This window comes from Nocardioides pymetrozini, assembly GCF_046058985.1.
In the GTDB taxonomy this organism is placed as follows: domain Bacteria; phylum Actinomycetota; class Actinomycetes; order Propionibacteriales; family Nocardioidaceae; genus Nocardioides.
Window position 1 is genome coordinate 4215472 of record NZ_CP175556.1, and the last position, 17736, is coordinate 4233207.

Sequence of the window (17736 nt, forward strand, 5' to 3'; positions counted from 1 at the left end):
CCGGCCGGCCGGTGAATCTGTCCAGCCTGGACGAGAAAACTCACGCTTGGACGATGAAACTTCTTCGTCCAAGCGTGAGTTTCACCGGCCGGCCGGTGAAACTGTCTTTTCACGCCAGCACCCGCACCGCCCCCGGCACCAGCTCCACCGTGAGCGGATCGCCGGCGCCGGCGGGAAGGGCACCGAGCGCCTCGCCGTCGGCGCCCACCGGCACGGCGGCACCCCCACGATGCCGCCCGGAGAGGCTGACCCGGCGGCCGGTCAGCACGGTCACCTCGGCGAGGTCGACGTGGCTGCCGTCGTACACCTTCGGCAGCGAGCGGATGAGGTCGAGGCGCGAGGCCGCCTCGATCACGATGACGTCGAGCAGGCCGTCGTCGACCGATGCAGACGGGGCGATCGCCATCCCCTTGCCGTAGTAGCGCGAGTTCGCGACGACCACGGTCGCGGCGGTGTGGGTCGAGCGAGCGCCGTCGACGTCCAGGGTGCACTCGACGGGCCGGTACGTCGCGAGGGCGCGCACCGCGGCGACGGGATACTGCAGGCGCGAGGGCAGCCAGTGCGAGCGGTCGACGATCTCGGCGGCGCGCGCGTCGACACCGGCGTACACCGAGCCCGCCACGACGTACGACGGCCCGTCCGGGCCGGGACGCGTCACCCGGAGCAGGTCGATCGGCCGCGGCTCCGCGGCGAGCAGGAGCCGGGCCTGGGCGGCGGTCTCCGTGGGCACCGCGAGCATCCGCGCGAAGTCGTTGCCGCGGCCGGCGGGGACCACGGCGAGGACGCCGCCGTGCTGTGCCACCGAGCCCGCGACCGAGGAGAGCATGCCGTCGCCGCCGACCGAGACCAGGACGGCGCCGCGCTCGACGGCGGCCGCGACGAGCGCGGGCGTCTCCGCGGCCGAGGTCGTGTAGGTGACCTCGACCTCCGCACCCGACTCGCGCAGCGCACGCGCCAGCGGGACGACCACCTTCGGTGCGGCGCCGCCGCCCGCGGCCGGGTTCACCAGGAAGGCGAAGGCGCGCGCCGGGCCGCTCACGGGACCAGCACCCCGGGGTTGAGGATCCCCGCCGGGTCGACCGCCTGCTTCACCGCCCGCAGGACGTCCGCGCCGACCGCGCCGATCTCGGCCGTCAGATAGGGCTTGTGGTCCGTGCCGACCGCATGGTGGTGGGTGATCGCGGCGCCGGCCGCGACGATCGCCTCGCAGGCGGCGGCCTTGGCGGGCAGCCAGCGCGCCAGCGGGTCCTCGCCGCCGGGGGCGGCGACGGTGAAGTACAGCGAGCAGCCTGTCGCGTAGACGTGCGAGATGTGGCAGAGGACCATCGTGCCCTCGCCCAGGGTCTCCTCGAGCGCGGCCCGCACGCGGGTGTAGAGGTTCTCCCGGTTGCTCCAGAAGGTCGCGGTCTCCAGCGTCTCCACGAGCACCCCGACGTCGAGCAGGCTGTCGCGCAGGTACGGCGCGGAGAACCGCCCCTGCGCCCAGGACTCCCCGGGCGCCGCACCGAGGGAGGTGCCGCCCAGCGCGCCCAGCGCCTCGGTGACGGCAGCCCGCTTGGCGGCGACCGCCGCAGGGGTGCCCTCGTAGCCGACGATCATCAGGCAGCCCGCGCTCTCCTCGCCTCCGATGCCGGAGGGGTCGGCGAGGTTGATGGCGGTCTCGTTCTCGTCGGACAGGCGGATGACCGTCGGCAGCAGGTCGGACTGCGCGAGCGAGCGCATGGCGTCGGCCCCGGCGGCGAAGCTGGGCCAGCGCCAGCCCTCGTACTCCTTGACCTCCGGCAGCGGGCGGACCCGCACGGTCACCTCCGTGATGACCCCGAACGCGCCCTCGGACCCGAGGAAGAGCTCGCGCAGGTCGGGGCCCGAGGCGTTGGCGGGAGCGCTCCCGAGCCGGACCTCGCCGCGAGGCGTGGCGACCCGGAGCCCGACGACCATCGCGTCGAAGCGACCGTACCCGGCGCTGGACTGGCCACTCGACCGGGTGGCCGCGAAGCCGCCGATCGTGGCGTACTCGAAGGACTGAGGGAAGTGGCCGAGCATCATGCCGTGCGCCGCGAGGAGGGACTCGGCCTCGGGGCCGCGCAGCCCGGGCTCGAGCGTGGCGGTCGAGGAGACCGGGTCGAGCGCCAGCAGCCCGCGCATCCGGCCCAGGTCGAGCGAGAGCACCCCGCTCAGCCCGTCCGCGTCGGCGACCAGACCGCCGGTCACCGCCGTGCCGCCCCCGAAGGGGACGACGGCGATCCGCTCCTGCTGCGCGAACGCGAGCACGGCGACGACCTCGTCGTGGCCCGCCGGCCGCACCACGACGTCGGGTGCGTCGGAGAGGTCCCCGGTGCGCTGGCGGAGCAGGTCGGGCGTCGACTTGCCGCGCGTACGCCGGCGGCGCAGTGCGTCGTCGGTGGACACGTTGTCGTCGCCGACGATCGCCCGGAGCCCGGCGACCTGCTCGTCCCCGAGGCGCGGCTGGGGCACGGCGACATCGCTCCGCGCGGGCGTGTCCCGGATCGGGAAGACCAGTCCGACGAGGTCCCGAACGCCGTCCGGGAGGCCCGTGACGTGAGCGGGGTCGCCCCAGCGCGTGGGCGGCATCTCGGGCTGGAGGGCGGAGGGATGTTCGAGGGTCATGTGTTACAGTGTTACACATGACGTCACATCGTCACAACCCATCCAAGCCCGGGGCGCCCGCCGTCGGCTCGTCCGGGGACAACCCGCGCGACGCCTACCTCGACGCCGCCCGCGAGTGCATCCTCGACGTCGGCTGGCGGCGCACGACGCTGACCGAGGTGGCGCGTCGCGCCGGCGTCTCGCGCATGACGATCTACCGCGCCTGGTCCGACATGCCGGCCCTGCTCGGCGACCTGATGACCCGCGAGTGGGGCGTGCTCGTCGCGTCGGGTGTCGACCTCGCCGGGTCGCCCACCCCGGACGCGATCGCCGACGCCATGGTCGCCACGGTCGACGCGCTGCGGGAGAACGAGCTGTTCACGCGGATCGTCGAGCTCGACCCCGAGCTGATCCTCCCCTACCTGCTGTCCCGCCGCGGCCGCTCGCAGGAGCTGATCCTCGAGGTGCTCGCGGGCGCGGTGGCAGCCGGCCAGGAGGCGGGCACCATCACCGACGGCGACCCGCAGGCCGTCGCCCGTGGCCTGGTGCTCGCCGCGCACGGGTTCGTCCTGTCCGCCCACACCATGGTGGACGACCAGGTGGACCAGAGCGCCCTGGACGACGAGCTGCACGCCCTGGTCTCCCGGAGCCTCGCCCCATGAGCGCCCCGAGCTCGACGAGGATCGCGGCCGGCCTCGCCGGCGTACCGGCCGAGGTCGACGTCGTGGTGATCGGCCTGGGCGTTACCGGGGCGGGCGTCGCCCTCGACGCCGTCACGCGCGGTCTCTCGGTGCTGGCGGTCGACGCCCAGGACCTCGCGTACGGCACCTCGCGCTTCTCCTCCAAGCTCGTCCACGGCGGCCTGCGCTATCTCGCGTCCGGCCAGGTGGGCATCGCCCACGAGAGCGCGGTGGAGCGGGGGATCCTGATGGAGACCACGGCGCCCCATCTCACTCGGCCGCTGCCGTCGCTCATCCCGCTGTCCGCCGGGGTCAGCCGACCGATGGGCAGCCTCGCCGGAGCCGGCTTCCTCGGCGGCGACCTGCTCCGTCGAGCCGCGGGCACGAGTGCGGACACCCTGCCCCGACCGCGTCGCCTCTCGGCCGCCGAGACCCGCCGGCTGGCGCCGCCGCTGCGTGCCGACGGTCTGCGCGGGGCCTATCTCGGCTGGGACGGCCAGCTCGAGGACGACGCGCGGCTGGTCACGACCATCGCGCGCACCGCCGCCGACCGAGGCGCACACGTCCGCACCCGGGCGCGGGTGCTGTCCGCGACCGGTCGGTCGGTGGTGCTGCGCGACGAGCTCACCGGCGCGCGCACGACGGTCTCCGCGCGGAGCGTCGTCAACGCAGCCGGCGTCTGGGCCGGCGACCTCGTCGAGGACGTGCGGCTCCGACCGTCCCGCGGCACCCACCTCGTGCTGCGCGGCGAGACCCTCCCGGGCCTGGACGTCGCCGTGTTCGCGCCGATCCCGGGGGAGACCAACCGCTTCGTGCTGGTCCTTCCGCAACCCGACGGCCAGCTCTACGTCGGCCTCACCGACGAGCCCGTCGAAGGCCCCGTGCCCGACGTGGCGGAGCCGACCGAGGTGGAGATCGGGTTCCTGCTCGACGTCGTGTCCGCCTCGTTCGCGCGTCCGCTACGCCGCTGCGACGTGGTCGGCGCGTTCGCCGGGCTGCGCCCGCTCCTCGACACCGGGGGCGACGCCACCGCCGACCTGTCCCGCAAGCACGCCGTGCTCACCTCGCCGACCGGCGTGGTCACGATCGTCGGCGGCAAGCTGACGACCTACCGCCGGATGGCCGAGGACGCCGTCGACGCGGCGATCGCGAGCGCAGGGCTGCGCGCGGGCCCGTCCGTCACGGCCGTCCTGCCGCTGGCGGGCGCGGCGCCGCGCGCGGAGCTCGCCGACCGCGCGGCCAAGGCGGGGGACCACGGTCTCGCCCGCCTCGTCCGCCGGTACGGAGCGGACGCGGAGCTCGTCCTCGACGCGGCCTCGGAGGCGAGCGGCTGGGCCGAGCCCGAGCTCCTCGCCCCGATCGCCGAGAGCATCCCGACGGTGTGGGCGGAACTGTTCTTCGCCGTGACCCACGAGGGCGCGACCGATGTCGGGGACCTGCTCGACCGGCGTACCCGGGTCGGGCTGGTCGCCCCCGACCGCGAGCTCGCCGTACCTGCGGCGGAGCGGGTGCTCGCGGTGCTGCGGGAATCGCCGCTGAAGCGGTGACTCCCGCGCTTCTCGGGCATCGCAACGGCCAAGAAGTCCGCCCGCAGCGCGATGAGTTTTCCGATCGACCCCGGTCCCTCCATCAGGCAGACTGGCGAGACCACGGGGGTAGTGATGGGAAGCGCAACGGTGACCGAGATCGAGACGGCCGACACGACCGCCCGGACGGCGGGCGACGAGCTCGCGGACTTCGACACCCTCACGGGCCGCTACCAGCGCGAGCTGATGGCGCACTGCTACCGGATGAGTGGGTCGGTCCACGAGGCCGAGGACCTGGTCCAGGAGACCTTCCTGCGCGCGTGGAAGGCCTCGGCCAGCTTCCAGGGCCGCAGCTCGGTGCGCACCTGGCTCTACAAGATCGCCACCAACGTGTGCCTCACCAACCTGGAGGCCAAGCCGCGCCGACCCCTGCCGACGGGCCTCGGCACGGCCGACTCCGCCCCCTCCGACGAGCTTCTCGAGGACCACGAGATCCCGTGGCTGGAGCCGATCCCGGACGCGGCGGTCGAGGTCGCCGAGCGCGACACGATCCGGCTGGCGTTCGTCGCGGCGCTGCAGCACCTGCCGGCCCGCCAGCGCGCCGTGCTGATCCTGCGCGACGTGCTGCGGTGGTCGGCCGCCGAGACCGCGACCGCCCTGGACACCACGACGGCGGCGGTCAACTCCGCCCTCCAGCGCGCCCACGCCCAGCTCGCAGAGCGCGGGCTCTCGCCCGACACCGTGGAGCCGGACCTCGACCAGGCCCAGCGGACGCTGCTCGACGCCTATCTCCAGGCGTTCTGGCGCAAGGACATCGACCAGATCGTCCAGCTCCTCAAGTACGACGCCACGTGGGACATGCCGCCCTTCCTCAACCACTACCAGGGCGCCGCGGCGATCGGCCAGCTCGTCGGCACGAAGTGCCCCGGCGGGTGCAACGACATGCCGATGGTGGAGACGGTCGCCAACGGCCAGCCGGCGTTCGGGCTCTACATGCGCCAGCCCGACGGCCACTTCGAGCCCTTCCACCTGCAGGTGCTGCAGCTGACCGGCTCGGGGGACGACCTCCGCGTCGAGCACGTCACGGCGTTCTTCGACGCCCGCCTCTTCGCGCGCTTCGGGCTGCCGGAGCGGCTGCCCGCCGACTACGTGCCCGCGTGAGCCCGGCGATGTCCGCCGCCGCCGCGCCGGACGGGATGGTCGCGGGCCTCGACCTGCTGCAGCGCGCCCTCGACTACACCGCCGGCGCGCTCGCCACGATCACCTGCGCCGACGTCGACCGGCCCAGCCCCTGCGCCGGGTGGACCCTCGGCGACCTGCTCGCCCACATGGAGGACGCCCTCGACGCCTTCGCCGAGGCCGCCGACGGAGCCGTCGGACTGAGCAGCGCGGCGCCCACACCGGTCGAGGTGCGGCTCCGGAGTCTGCAGGAGAAGGCCTGCGGCCTGCTCACGGCGTGGCTGCACGCGACGACCCCGTCCGTCGACGTCGGCGGCCATCCCCTGCCGGTGGACACGGTCGCGCGGGTCGCCGCGCTCGAGATCGCCGTCCACGGCTGGGACGTGCGCCAGACCACCGGTCACGACGCGCCGTTGCCGGAGCCGCTCGCCGCCGCGTTGCTCCCCTCGGCCCTGCAGATCGCCCTCAGTGGCGACGACCGCTTCGGCCCGCCCGTTCCCGTCGCCGTCGAGGCGCCCGCCGGCGCCCACGTCCTGGCACTCCTCGGGCGCCGGCCGCGAGGTGCCTGACACCTAGACTGCGGCCCATGTCGGAGCAACACGCCGAGCAGGCCGAGCGCCACGACCCGGAGTCCGCCGTACGGCACCGCACCCGGCGGATGACAGGACGGGACCCCCACGAGGAGCACCGCGCGGCGACGCCGCTCGAGCTGCTCTTCGACCTCACCTTCGTCGTGGCCTTCGGGACGGCCGCCAACGAGCTGGCCCATGCGCTGGCCGAGGACCACGTCGGCACGGGCGTCGCCGCGTTCGCCTTCGCCACCTTCGGGATCTCGTGGGCGTGGATCAACTTCACCTGGTTCGCCTCGGCCTACGACACCGACGACTGGGTGTACCGGGTCACGACGATGGTGCAGATGGTCGGCGTGCTCATCTTCGCGCTGGGCATCAAGCCCATGTTCGCTTCGGTGACCGAGCACGGCGAGACCCTCGACAACGACGTCATCGTGTGGGGCTACGTCGTCATGCGGGCCGCGATGATCCTGCAGTGGCTGCGGGCCGGACAGCACGACGCGGAGCGCCGCCCCGCCTGCCGCACGTACATCGCCTCGATCGCCCTCGCCCAGGTCCTGTGGTGCGTGCTGGCCGTGGTCGACCTGCCGGTCGGCACGACCTTCGCGCTGATCGCCATCCCCTTCCTCGTCGAGCTCGGCGGCCCCGCCATCGCCGAGCGCTACCGCGGCGGCACGCCCTGGCACGCCCACCACATCGCCGAGCGGTACGGGCTCATGGTGATCATCACGCTCGGCGAGGGGATGATCGGCACGATGGCGGCCATCAACGTGCTCGCCGAGGGCGGCCTGACCTGGGACATCGGGCTCTTCACCCTCGCCGGCACCGCGCTGACCTTCGGGATCTGGTGGTCCTACTTCGTCGTGCCCGCCGCCGAGATCCTGCATGCCCGGCGCGAGCGCTCCTTCGGCTTCGGGTACGGCGCCATGGGGCTCTTCGGCACCATCGTCGCCATCGGCGCCGGACTGCACGCTGCGGCGTACCATCTCGACCACCACAGCAAGCTGGGTCCGACCGGCACGGTCCTCACCGTCGTCGTACCGGTGGCGCTGTTCATCGCCGTCTTCTACGTCGGGTACTCGCTCCTCACCCGCTCCGTCCACACCTTCCACCTGCTGCTGGTGGCGATCACCGCCGTGGTGCTGGTCGCGCCGGTCCTCATGGCGCAGGCGGACGTCGGGCTCACCTGGTGCCTGCTGGTCCTGGCACTGGCGCCGTGGGTGACGGTCGTCGGCTACGAGGCGGCCGGGTACCGGCACAACGCGGACGTGCTGGACAGCATCACGCGCTCGACGGCTGGTCCCTGAGCGGATGGGCGAGCTCGTCCGCGGGGAGGCGGGCGCCGACGACCGCGACCACGGCGGCCACGCCCGGCACGACCGCGGCGATCGCGAAGGTCGCCTGGAGCCCGATCAGGTCGGCGACCGGACCCGCGACGGCCATCGACACGGGCATCAGGCTGATCGACACGAAGAAGTCGAGCGAGGCCACCCGTCCGAGCAGCTCGGGCGGGACCCGGCGCTGGAGCAGGGTCCCCCAGATCACCATCGGCGCGGAGAACAGGGCGCCGATCACGAACGCGGACGCCGCCACCTGCCAGACCGCCGTCGCGAACCCGATGAGGAGGAAGGGCAGGCAGCCCACTCCCCACATCAGGTTCATCCAGGTGAGATAGCGCCGCGGCATGGGCAGTGAGCCGGTGACCAGCGAGCCCACGGCTCCGCCGATCCCAAAGCAGGCCATCACGACGGCATGGTCGCCCGGCCCGCCGCCCAGCTCGTCCTTGATGAGGAACGGGACGAGGACCTCCAGCGGCCCCATGATCACGAGCACCATGATCGACGCGAACAGCAGCGTCGCGAGGAGCCAGGGCGTGCGCACCATGTAGGCGAAGCCCTCCCGCATGTCGGTCAGGGCCGTACGCACCGCGTGGGCGGCACCGCCGGTCGCGCCCTCGGCCGCGAGCGGGAGGTCGCGTCGTACGGCGGTCAGCGGCACCATCAGCAGCACCAGCAGGCCGGCGAGATAGGACAGCGCCGCCACCGAGATCGCGGCCGACGACGAGCTCGCTCCGACCACGAGGCCCGCCGCCGCCGGGCCGAGCGCCTGGCCGACCGTCGGGCGCACCATGCCCTCGAAGCCGTTGACGGCCAGCAGGTCCTCCTCCGGCACGAGCGCCGGGAGCCAGGCGGAGTAGGCCGGGTAGTAGAACGCCATCGCCATGCCGGCGACGAAGGCCACCGCCGCCAGGTGCCACAGCCGGGTGAGGTCGGTGAAGGACAGCACCGCCACCAGCGTCATGCCGAGCAGCTCGACCGCGGTGGTGACGAGGAGGATCAGCTTCTGCGGCACCCGGTCGGCCACCACGCCGCCGAGCAGCGCCGGCAGCACGACGCCCACCGCGCCGGCGGTCGTCACCGCAGAGAGCGCGCTCGCGCCCCCGCCGATCCGGATCACCTCCCAGACCAGGGCGACGATCCACACGCCGCTGCCGAAGCTGGTCAGGACCAGCGCCGACCCGAGCCGTCGGTAGGAGGAGTGCCGGAAAGGCGTGAACGCGCGCGGAATCCGTCGCGGACGGCGAAGCCCGGGGTCGGGCTCCTCCGGCACGGGGACGAGAGGCGCGAGCTGGTCGGTCATGGTGGTCCTTCGGAGTCTGCACGGGTGGACCGACATCGGCCACCGATTTCATCGGTGGCGGGGCTCGGCCGGGCGGGGCGGGGGCGGGAGCGGATTCACCACGGGATGTAGGCGGACCCGCACTCCCCCTGCGGAGTTCCGCTACAGAAGCGCGCACTCGTCTACATCCCGTGGTGAATCCGTCCCCGGCCCACCAGCAGACAACCTCAAGCCCACTTCGGGTCAACGCTTCGGGTCAAGCAGTCGTCGCCGGACCCACGCCCGTGCCCTACGGAGCCGGCAGCGCGACGTACGTCGTGTCGAGGTACTCCTCGATCCCCTCGAAACCGCCCTCCCGGCCGAACCCGCTCGCCTTGACGCCGCCGAAGGGTGCCGCCGGGTTGGAGACCAGGCCGGTGTTGATGCCGAGCATGCCCGTCTCGAGGCGCTCCGCGAGACGGATCGTGCGCGCGAGGTCACGGGTGTAGGCGTAGGCGGCGAGGCCGTACTCGGTGGAGTTCGCCAGCTGGATCGCCTCGTCCTCGTCGGCGAACGTCGTGATGGGGGCGACCGGGCCGAAGATCTCGTTGCGGACCGCCTCGGCGTCGGCCGGCACGTCGACGAGCACCGTCGGCGGGTAGAAGAAGCCGTCCCCCGCGACCACGCGGCCCCCGGTGAGCAGCCGGGCCCCGCGGTCCACGGCGTCGTCCACGAGGGCCGCGACCGAGGTGACCGCCTTCGCGTCGATGAGCGGACCCACCTGGACGCCGACGTCCTGGCCACGCCCGACCCGGAGCTCGCCCATCCGCTCCGCGAGCCGCACGCCGAACTCCTCGGCGACGGACGCCTCGACGAGGAAGCGGTTGGCCGAGGTGCAGGCCTCCCCCATGTTCCGCATCTTCGCGACCATCGCGCCCTCGACGGCCGCGTCGAGGTCGGCGTCGGCGAAGACGAGGAAGGGTGCGTTGCCCCCCAGCTCCATCGACACCCGCTGCAGCTGGCCCGCGGACTGCTCGACCAGGGACCTGCCGACGCCGGTCGAGCCGGTGAAGCTCACCTTGCGCAGCCGGGCGTCGGACTGGAGGGTCTTGCTGAGGCCGCCGGAGTCGGAGGTGGTCACGACGTTCAGGACGCCGGGCGGCAGGCCGGCCTCGGCCATCAGCGCCGCGAGCAACAACATCGTCAGCGGGGTCTGCGACGCCGGCTTGACGACCATCGTGCAGCCTGCCGCGACGGCCGGTCCGATCTTGCGGGTGCCCATCGCGAGCGGGAAGTTCCACGGCGTGATGAACAGGCAGGGGCCGACCGGCTTGCGGACGGTGAGCAGCCGGCTCCCTCCCGCGGGGTTGTGCATCCAGCGCCCGTGGATCCGCACCGCCTCCTCGGAGAACCAGCGCAGGAACTCCGCGCCATAGGTGACCTCGCCCTTCGCCTCGGCGATCGGCTTGCCCATCTCCAGGCTCATCACCAGCGCCAGGTCGTCCGCGTGCTCGCTCACGAGCCCGAACGCACGGCGCAGGATCTCCCCGCGCTCCCGCGGCGGCGTCGCCGCCCAGCCGTCCTGGGCCGCGACCGCGGCGTCCAGCGCGGCGCGGGCGTCGTCGAGGGTGCCGTCGGCGACGTCGGTCAGCACGGACCCGTCGGCCGGGTCGAGGACCTCGATCCGGCCGCCGCCGCTCGACGGGACCCACGCACCCCCGACGTACAGCTGGCGACGCGACTCCGGGAGCAGATGGGCGAGGCGGTCACGGAAGCTCATGGGCCCACTCTGGCACTGCCGCGGTCACACCGGGAGCCCGCCGGCGCCCCGCCACCCGCTGCCACCCGGGACCAAGGTCCCGGGTGCGGTGACCGACCGGAGGATTTCAGCCGGCGAGCTCTTGTCCGCCACCGCCGCCGCGCTAGAGTGACACCAGTCGTACTTCGGAGGGAGCACCGATACGACTGAGCCCCTCGTTGACCCCATGCAATGAGGGGCTCGCTCGCTTTTGTATGGGCCGAGCGTGTCGCATACGGCGCTCGCCACCCGCGACTCGCTGCGCTCGCCCCGCGGGCGTCGCACCGTGCCGCTTCGCGGCCGTGCGACACGCTGCCGGCCGGGACCAGGGGTCTCCCGTCCGGCAGGCATGCATGCCGGTGGGGACGCCGGTGGGCTACTGCGCGCCGCGGAGGAAGTCCTCGATGATCGGGCCGGCGGTCTGCGAGCCGGACTCGCCGGTCTGGACGAAGACGGCGACGGCGAGGTCGCCCTGAGCGGCGACCATCCAGGCGTGGGTGCGGATGGTGTCGCCGTCGGCGTACTCGGCGGTGCCCGTCTTGGCGATCACCGCAGGGCCGGGGACGTCGGCGAGGCCGCGGCCGCTGCCGCCGGTGACCACCTGGCGGAGCATCGCACGCAGCTGCTCGGCCTCGGCGGGAGCCAGCTCCTTCGCCTCGGCGGGCACGGCGACGTCGACCTGCTCCACGAGGCGGGGTACGACGGTCCGGCCGGCCTGCACGCTGCCGATGACCGTCGCCATGGCCATCGGCGAGGCGAGCACCTTGCCCTGGCCGATGAGCGAGGCCGCCGCCTCGGTGTCGCTGGCGGGATCCGGGACCTCGCCGAAGTACGCCGGGAAGCCGAGATCGTGGTCGATGCCCAGGCCCAGCGTCGCCGCGGCCGCCGCGAGGTCCCCCGGCCCGAGGGTGTCGCGCTGGTCGATCAGGGCGGTGTTGCAGGACTGCGCGATCGCCTCGCGCAAGGGGATCGTGCCGAGAGATCCGGCGGGATAGTCGGAGTAGTTCTTGAACTGCTTGCCGTCGACAGTGATCGTCGGCGTGCAGGCCACCTGGCTCTCGGGCGTCAGGCCGGCGCGGAGCAGGGCGAGCGAGGTGACGATCTTGAACGTGGAGCCGGGGGCGAACTGGCCGAAGGTCGCGTGGTTCTGGCCGCCGGTGCCCGTGCCGTTGGCGGCGGCGAGGATCGCGCCGTCACTGGGCCGCAGGGCCACCAGCGACGCCGCGGGACCGGTCGTGGACAGGACCCGCTCGGCGAGCACCTGCAGGCGCTGGTCGAGGGTGATCGCGAGGGGCCGGCCGGCCTCGGCGTCGTGGCGGAAGAGCTCGCGGCGCTCGGCGGACTCGTCCGCGGGGACGGCGTACACGACGCGTCCGACGCTGCCACGGAGCTGGTCGTCGTAGCGGGCCTGGAGCCCGGAGACCCCCGCGATGTCCCCGCTGCGGTACTTCTCCGGGTCCTTCTCCACCATCTCCGCGGTCACCGGGCCGACCCGGCCCAGGATCGGCGCGGCGAAGTCGCGGCCGGGCGCGAGGTCCATCTCGTCGTCGACGACGTGCCCGCCCTCGATCGCGGCCAGCCGGTCGGCCAGCCCTGCCGGCTCCTCCCCGACGCGATAGGTGATCGCCTCGACGAACGCGCGCGGACCGGCGGCGCCCACCGCCTTGACGTAGGCCTTCACTCCGATCCCGACCAGCCGGGCCAGGGCACGCGCCGACGCCTCCGCCCTCGTGGCGTCCACCCGGGAGCGGTCGATGCCCACGCGCAGCACGGGCCGCTCGGTGACGAGCACCTGCCCGCCGGCGCCGGTGATGTCGCCGCGGTCGGTCGGCTGCGTGACGGCGTCGAGGGTCTCGCCCTCGGCGAGATCGGGGGCGACGACGTCCGGCGCCCACTTGACCGCCCAGGCGTCGCCGTCCTCGACCAGCCCGACGGTGGTCTCGTAGGCCCAGGGGTCGCCGTCCGCGACGACCGGCCAGGACCATCGCAGGGTCGCCGTCGGGCTCTCCCCGTCGACGTCGACCTCCCCGACGCCGACCGCCGGGACGATCCCGTCCATCTCGTCGATGACGGCGGCATATCCCTCGGCGACCGCGGTGCCGTCGGCGCCGGAGAAGGGGACGGCGGCCAGTGCGTCCGCGCCCTTCGCCTCGTCGCCCTGGGCGGGATCGGCCGCGGCCACCAGCGCGTCGGCGAAGCGGTCGGCAACCTTCTCCGCGGCCGCGCTGCCGTCGTCGCCGGAGCAGGCGCTCAGCCCCCCACCGATGACGAGGAGGGAGGTCAGGGCTGCCGAGGTCCGCCGCATGACATCGTTCTACCAGGGGGCCCCGTCACCGGCCCCGGTCAGGACGCCGCCTCGCGATGCCCGCCCAGGAACCGGATGCCGCGCGTCGTACCGTCCACGATGTCGGAGACGTGCGCCTGGAATCCCGGGCAGGTCGTGATGTCGTGCGCGCGGCACTCCAGGGCGTGCTGGGTCATGTGCCGGGACCGCTCGAGCTCGGCCTGGCGCCGGTCGAGCTCGTCGAGATGGGCCTTGAGCGCGGCGCGCCGACCCTCGGCGGAGCCGTCCATGAGGGTGCGGATCTGGTCCAGGCTCATGCCCGAGGCCTTGCTGGCGAGGATCGCGGCGACCCGGTAGGCGTCGTCCTCGCCGTACACGCGACGGCCGGCCCCGTCGCGCTCGGGACTCAGCAGCCCCTTGTCCTCCCAGTGCCGAAGGACGTGGGTCTCCAGCTCGAAGCGTGCGGCCAGCTCACCCACGGACCATCGGATGCTCTTGGTGCTTGACTTCATGTTCACATGAAGTCACATCCTGGGTCCATGATCAACTCGACCACCTACGACGTCGCCGTCATCGGCGCGGGATCCGCCGGCCTGCAGGCCGCCCAGACCCTCGGCCGGATGCACCAGTCGACCATCGTCATCAGCAACGACCGCTACCGCAACGACCCGACCGGGCACATGCACAACTTCCTCGGCCACGACGGCGCCGCCCCCGCCGAGCTGCGCCTGGCCGCCCGCAAGGACGCCGAGGCGTACGCCGACGTGCGCTTCCTCGACGTCGTCGGCGCCGGCGTCACCCGGATCTCCGGCGAGCTGGGCGCCTTCGTCCTCGAGGTCGACGGCGAGCCGGACGTGCAGGCCCGGCGCGTCCTCGTCGCCGCCGGCGTGCGCGACACGCTGCCGGACGTGCCGGGGATCGCCGAGAACTTCGGTGACCTCGTCGCGCACTGCCCGTTCTGCCACGGTCACGAGTACGCCGGCACCCGGGTCGGCATCCTCGGCGCGGCCCCGCACGTCGCGGCGATGGCCTCGATGCTGCTGCCCGTCGCCGTGGAGCGGGTGGTCCTCACCCACGGCGCCACGCTCGACGAGGCCACCGCGGCAGGTCTCGCCCGGACCGGCGCGAGCGTCGTGACCACCCCCGTCGCCGACGTGCGCAAGGCGGGGGACGGCCTGATCGTCACCCTCACCGACGGCGAGGAGGTCGCGCTCGGCGGGCTGTTCGTCAAGACCGCCTGGCAGCCGTCGAGCCCGTTCGCCGAGCAGCTGGGCCTGGCGACCTCCGAGGTCGGCGCGATCCGGATCGACGCCCTCGGGCGCACCAGCGTGCCCGGCGTGTACGCCGCGGGCGACCTCGCCCAGGGCCCGGAGCTCCCCATGCCCATGGCGTCCGTCCTCGTCGCCGCCGCCATGGGCCAGGTCGCCGCCTCCGCGTGCGTCCAGGACGCGGCTCTGGCCCGGATCGCCTGACCCCGGTGGTTGAGGTGCGACGAGCGCCAGCGAGGAGCCACCCCGGTGGTTGAGGTGCGACGAGCGCCAGCGAGGAGCCACCCCGGTGGTTGAGGTGCGACGAGCGCCAGCGAGGAGCCTCGAAACCTCCGGGGCCACCGCGCCGGGCCGCGGGAGGTTTCGAGGCTCGGCCGCGGGCGGCCTCGCACCTCAACCACCGGCTGAAGCCGACCCGCCGCGGGCGGCCTCGCACCTCAACCACCGGCTGAAGCCGACCCGCCGCGGACGGCCTCGCACCTCAACCACCGGCTGAGGTGGTCTGGCCGCCCGGCGACCTCGAGCTCCTCGACCTCGACCGCGCGGCCGGCAGCGTGTCGCCCGCGCGCAGCGCGTCGAGGCGCGCCCGCGGGCCGAGCGAAGCGAGTGCCCGTGCGGTGCGCCTCGACAGGCGACACGCTCGGCCCCGGCTGAGGTGGTCTGGCCGCCCGGCGACCTCGAGCTCCTCGACCTCGACCGCGCGGCCGGCAGCGTGTCGCCCGCGCGCAGCGCGTCGAGGCGCACCCGCGGGCCGAGCGAAGCGAGTGCCCGTGCGGTGCGCCTCGACAGGCGACACGCTCGGCCCATCGCAGCGTGCGGTGCGCCTCGACAGGCGACACGCTCGGCCCGAGAGCTCAGTACCAGCCGACGCGCTCGGAGTGCTCCCACGCCTTCTGCGCGTTGCCGTACCGAGCCGCGATGTAGGCGAGGCCCCAGCGGATCTGGGTGACCGGGTTGGTCCGCCAGTCGCTGCCCACGACGGCCATCTTCGTGGCGGGCAGCGACTGGGGGATGCCGTAGGCGCCGGAGCTGCGGTTCTCGGCGAGATGGTTCCAGCCGGACTCGCGGTGCCAGAGCGCATCGAGATAGGGCCATTGGTCGGCGGGGAAGCCGAAGTCGACCATCTCCCGGTAGCCGATGCCCCGGTTCGACGCCGGGTCGACGTCGGTCGGCACGGGGACCTGCGGGAGCCGCTTCGCGATCCGCTCGGCGCGGCGGGCGAGCTGCGCCATGATCTGCACCGTCGACACGTCGGCGCGGGCGCCCGAGCGCGACAGCGGGTCGGCGTGCTCCACCGGGGTCGGCGGGGAGCTCGGCACGGCGCTCGCGGACGTCGGCGGCGTGGTCGCCGCGGTCGGGGCGGTGGGCTCCGCCCCAGGCCGCGCCTGGCCGGCGCACGCGCTCAGCAGCATCGCGCCCACCGCGAGCGCAGTGGGCGCCACGACGCGTCGCGGACCCCCCATGGGGTCCGAGCGTAGGTCAGTCCCGCGGCTTGCGGGAGCGGTTCGGCGGACCGTGGTCCTTCGCGAGCTCGATCAGCTTGCCGCTGATCCGGGTGCTCTTGAGTCGCTCCCACTGCTCGTCGGTCAGCCGCGCGGGCAGCTCGACGATCGAGTAGTCCGGGCGGATCGTGATCTTGCCGAAGTCCCGCCGGTCCAGGCCGCCCTCGTTGGCGAGAGCGCCGACGATCTGGCGCGGCTCGACGCGGTGGCGCTTGCCGACCTGGATCTTGTAGGCCTGGAAGCTGCCGCCCGAGCGCGGCGTACGGTCACGACCGCCCCGGTCACCCCGGTCGCCGCGGTCCGCGCCGCGGTCGCCGCGCGCCGGCCGGTCGTCGTACTCCCGGCGGGGTCGGCGCTCCGGCTCCGGCTCGGGCTCGAGCAGCAGCGGCGTGTCGCCCTGCATCGCGATCGCGAGCGCGGCGGCCACGTCGACCTCGGGCACGTCGTGCTCGCGGATGTAGTGGCCGACCACCTCGCGGAAGAACTCGATGCGCGGCGACTCGAGGGCGGCGGTGATCTGGTCGTCGAAGCGGCTCAGGCGCGACTCGTTGATCGCGTCCACCGTCGGGAGCTGCATCTGCTCCAGCGTGGAGCGGGTGGCCTTCTCGATGTGCTTGAGGAGGTAGCGCTCGCGCGGGGTGATGAAGGAGATCGCGTCGCCGCTGCGACCCGCGCGGCCGGTGCGGCCGATCCGGTGCACGTAGGCCTCGGTGTCGGTGGGGATGTCGTAGTTGAAGACGTGGCTGATCCGGGGTACGTCGATGCCGCGGGCCGCGACGTCCGTGGCGACCAGGATGTCGAGCTTGCCGTCCTTGAGCTGGTTGACGGTGCGCTCGCGCTGGGCCTGGACGATGTCGCCGTTGATGGCCGCCGCGCTGAAGCCGCGGGCGCGCAGCTTCTCGGCGAGGGTCTCGGTCTCGTTCTTCGTGCGGACGAAGACGATGGCGCCCTCGAAGTTCTCGACCTCGAGGATCCGGGTCAGCGCGTCGACCTTCTGCGGGTAGCTGACCATCAGGTAGCGCTGGCGGATGTTCTCGGCGGTCCGGGTCTTGCGCTCGATCGCGATCTCGACCGGGTCGTTGAGGTACTTGCTCGACAGCGTCTTGATCTGCTTCGGCATGGTGGCCGAGAAGAGCGCCACCTGCTTGTCCGACGGGGTGTCGGCGAGGATCGTCTCGACGTCCTCGGCGAAGCCCATGTTCAGCATCTCGTCGGCCTCGTCGAGCACGAGGAAGCGCAGCTCGGTCAGGTCGAGGGTGCCCTTGTCGAGGTGGTCCATGATCCGGCCGGGCGTGCCGACGACGATGTGGACCCCGCGACGCAGCGCGGACAGCTGGACGCCGTACCCCTGGCCGCCGTAGACGGGGAGCACGTGCACGCCGCGCAGGTTCGCGGCGTACTTCTCGAAGGCCTCGCACACCTGGAGGGCGAGCTCGCGGGTGGGGGCGAGGACCAGCGCCTGGGGGGTCTTCTGCGTGAGGTCGAGCTGGTCGAGGATGGGCAGCGCGAAGGCGGCCGTCTTGCCGGTGCCGGTCTGGGCCAGGCCCATCACGTCGCGGCCCGCGAGGAGGTGCGGGATCGTCTCGGCCTGGATCGCGGACGGGGACTCGTAGCCGATGTCCTTGAGCGCCTTGAGAATGCGGTCACCGAGACCGAGATCGGCGAACGTGGCGGCGTGTCCTCGGTGTCACTCACCCGTCAAGACTAGTGCGGTCAAGCCCG

General features: G+C 73.3%; 14 protein-coding genes. 6 read left to right on the top strand and 8 right to left on the bottom strand.

Annotation, left to right across the window (positions count from 1 at the left end; all coding sequences use genetic code 11):
• Positions 1–109: 109 nt before the first annotated feature.
• Positions 110–1039, bottom strand: a complete 930-nt coding sequence (locus ACJ5H2_RS20595; RefSeq protein ID WP_408897306.1) for a diacylglycerol/lipid kinase family protein — start codon at positions 1037–1039, stop codon at positions 110–112.
• The gene (locus ACJ5H2_RS20600) at positions 1036–2628 is read right to left on the bottom strand and encodes an FAD-binding oxidoreductase (RefSeq protein ID WP_408897307.1); all 1593 of its coding nucleotides are present in this window, start codon (positions 2626–2628) and stop codon (positions 1036–1038) included. The genes ACJ5H2_RS20595 and ACJ5H2_RS20600 overlap by 4 nt, the downstream gene beginning before the upstream one ends.
• Positions 2629–2645: 17 nt before the next feature.
• Here ACJ5H2_RS20600 and ACJ5H2_RS20605 point away from each other — a divergent pair, with 17 nt between their 5' ends.
• From ACJ5H2_RS20605 to ACJ5H2_RS20625, 5 genes are all read left to right on the top strand, one after another.
• Entirely contained in the window at positions 2646–3269 is a 624-nt protein-coding gene (locus tag ACJ5H2_RS20605; protein ID WP_408897308.1) for a TetR/AcrR family transcriptional regulator, read from the top strand.
• A complete protein-coding gene (locus ACJ5H2_RS20610) occupies positions 3266–4834 on the top strand; it encodes a glycerol-3-phosphate dehydrogenase/oxidase (protein ID WP_408897309.1) in 1569 nt (522 codons plus the stop codon). The genes ACJ5H2_RS20605 and ACJ5H2_RS20610 overlap by 4 nt, the downstream gene beginning before the upstream one ends.
• A 129-nt stretch (positions 4835–4963) precedes the next feature.
• Positions 4964–5974: a sigma-70 family RNA polymerase sigma factor gene (locus ACJ5H2_RS20615; RefSeq protein ID WP_408897310.1), complete on the top strand. Its 1011-nt coding sequence runs from the start codon at positions 4964–4966 to the stop codon at positions 5972–5974.
• Entirely contained in the window at positions 5971–6561 is a 591-nt protein-coding gene (locus ACJ5H2_RS20620; protein ID WP_408897311.1) for a TIGR03086 family metal-binding protein, read from the top strand. The genes ACJ5H2_RS20615 and ACJ5H2_RS20620 overlap by 4 nt, the downstream gene beginning before the upstream one ends.
• Positions 6562–6578: 17 nt before the next feature.
• Positions 6579–7871 carry a low temperature requirement protein A gene (locus ACJ5H2_RS20625; protein ID WP_408897312.1) on the top strand — a complete coding sequence of 431 codons (1293 nt, stop codon included), beginning with the start codon at positions 6579–6581 and terminating at the stop codon, positions 7869–7871.
• On the opposite strand, the gene ACJ5H2_RS20630 is transcribed toward ACJ5H2_RS20625, so the two are convergent.
• The 4 genes from ACJ5H2_RS20630 to ACJ5H2_RS20645 all read right to left on the bottom strand — a co-directional run bounded on the left by ACJ5H2_RS20630 (position 7846) and on the right by ACJ5H2_RS20645 (position 13756).
• Positions 7846–9204, bottom strand: a complete 1359-nt coding sequence (locus ACJ5H2_RS20630) for an MFS transporter (RefSeq protein ID WP_408897313.1) — start codon at positions 9202–9204, stop codon at positions 7846–7848. The two genes, ACJ5H2_RS20625 and ACJ5H2_RS20630, sit on opposite strands and share 26 nt — an antisense overlap.
• Positions 9205–9472: 268 nt before the next feature.
• Positions 9473–10942, bottom strand: coding sequence for an NAD-dependent succinate-semialdehyde dehydrogenase (locus ACJ5H2_RS20635; RefSeq protein ID WP_408897314.1), 1470 nt, complete (start codon positions 10940–10942; stop codon positions 9473–9475).
• A 394-nt stretch (positions 10943–11336) separates the two neighbouring features.
• The gene (locus ACJ5H2_RS20640; protein ID WP_408897315.1) at positions 11337–13265 is read right to left on the bottom strand and encodes a penicillin-binding transpeptidase domain-containing protein; all 1929 of its coding nucleotides are present in this window, start codon (positions 13263–13265) and stop codon (positions 11337–11339) included.
• A gap of 38 nt (positions 13266–13303) precedes the next feature.
• Complete coding sequence (locus ACJ5H2_RS20645; protein ID WP_408897316.1) at positions 13304–13756, bottom strand: MerR family transcriptional regulator; 453 nt, start codon at positions 13754–13756, stop codon at positions 13304–13306.
• 27 nt (positions 13757–13783) lie between these two features.
• Here ACJ5H2_RS20645 and ACJ5H2_RS20650 point away from each other — a divergent pair, with 27 nt between their 5' ends.
• Positions 13784–14716 (top strand): NAD(P)/FAD-dependent oxidoreductase, encoded by a 933-nt coding sequence (locus ACJ5H2_RS20650; RefSeq protein WP_408897317.1) that lies wholly within the window; start codon positions 13784–13786, stop codon positions 14714–14716.
• A gap of 650 nt (positions 14717–15366) precedes the next feature.
• On the opposite strand, the gene ACJ5H2_RS20655 is transcribed toward ACJ5H2_RS20650, so the two are convergent.
• On the bottom strand, positions 15367–15975 hold the full coding sequence (locus ACJ5H2_RS20655; protein ID WP_408897318.1) for a transglycosylase SLT domain-containing protein: 609 nt from the start codon (positions 15973–15975) through the stop codon (positions 15367–15369).
• A gap of 16 nt (positions 15976–15991) precedes the next feature.
• Positions 15992–17653: a DEAD/DEAH box helicase gene (locus ACJ5H2_RS20660; RefSeq protein WP_408899657.1), complete on the bottom strand. Its 1662-nt coding sequence runs from the start codon at positions 17651–17653 to the stop codon at positions 15992–15994.
• Between the last annotated feature and the right edge of the window lie 83 nt (positions 17654–17736).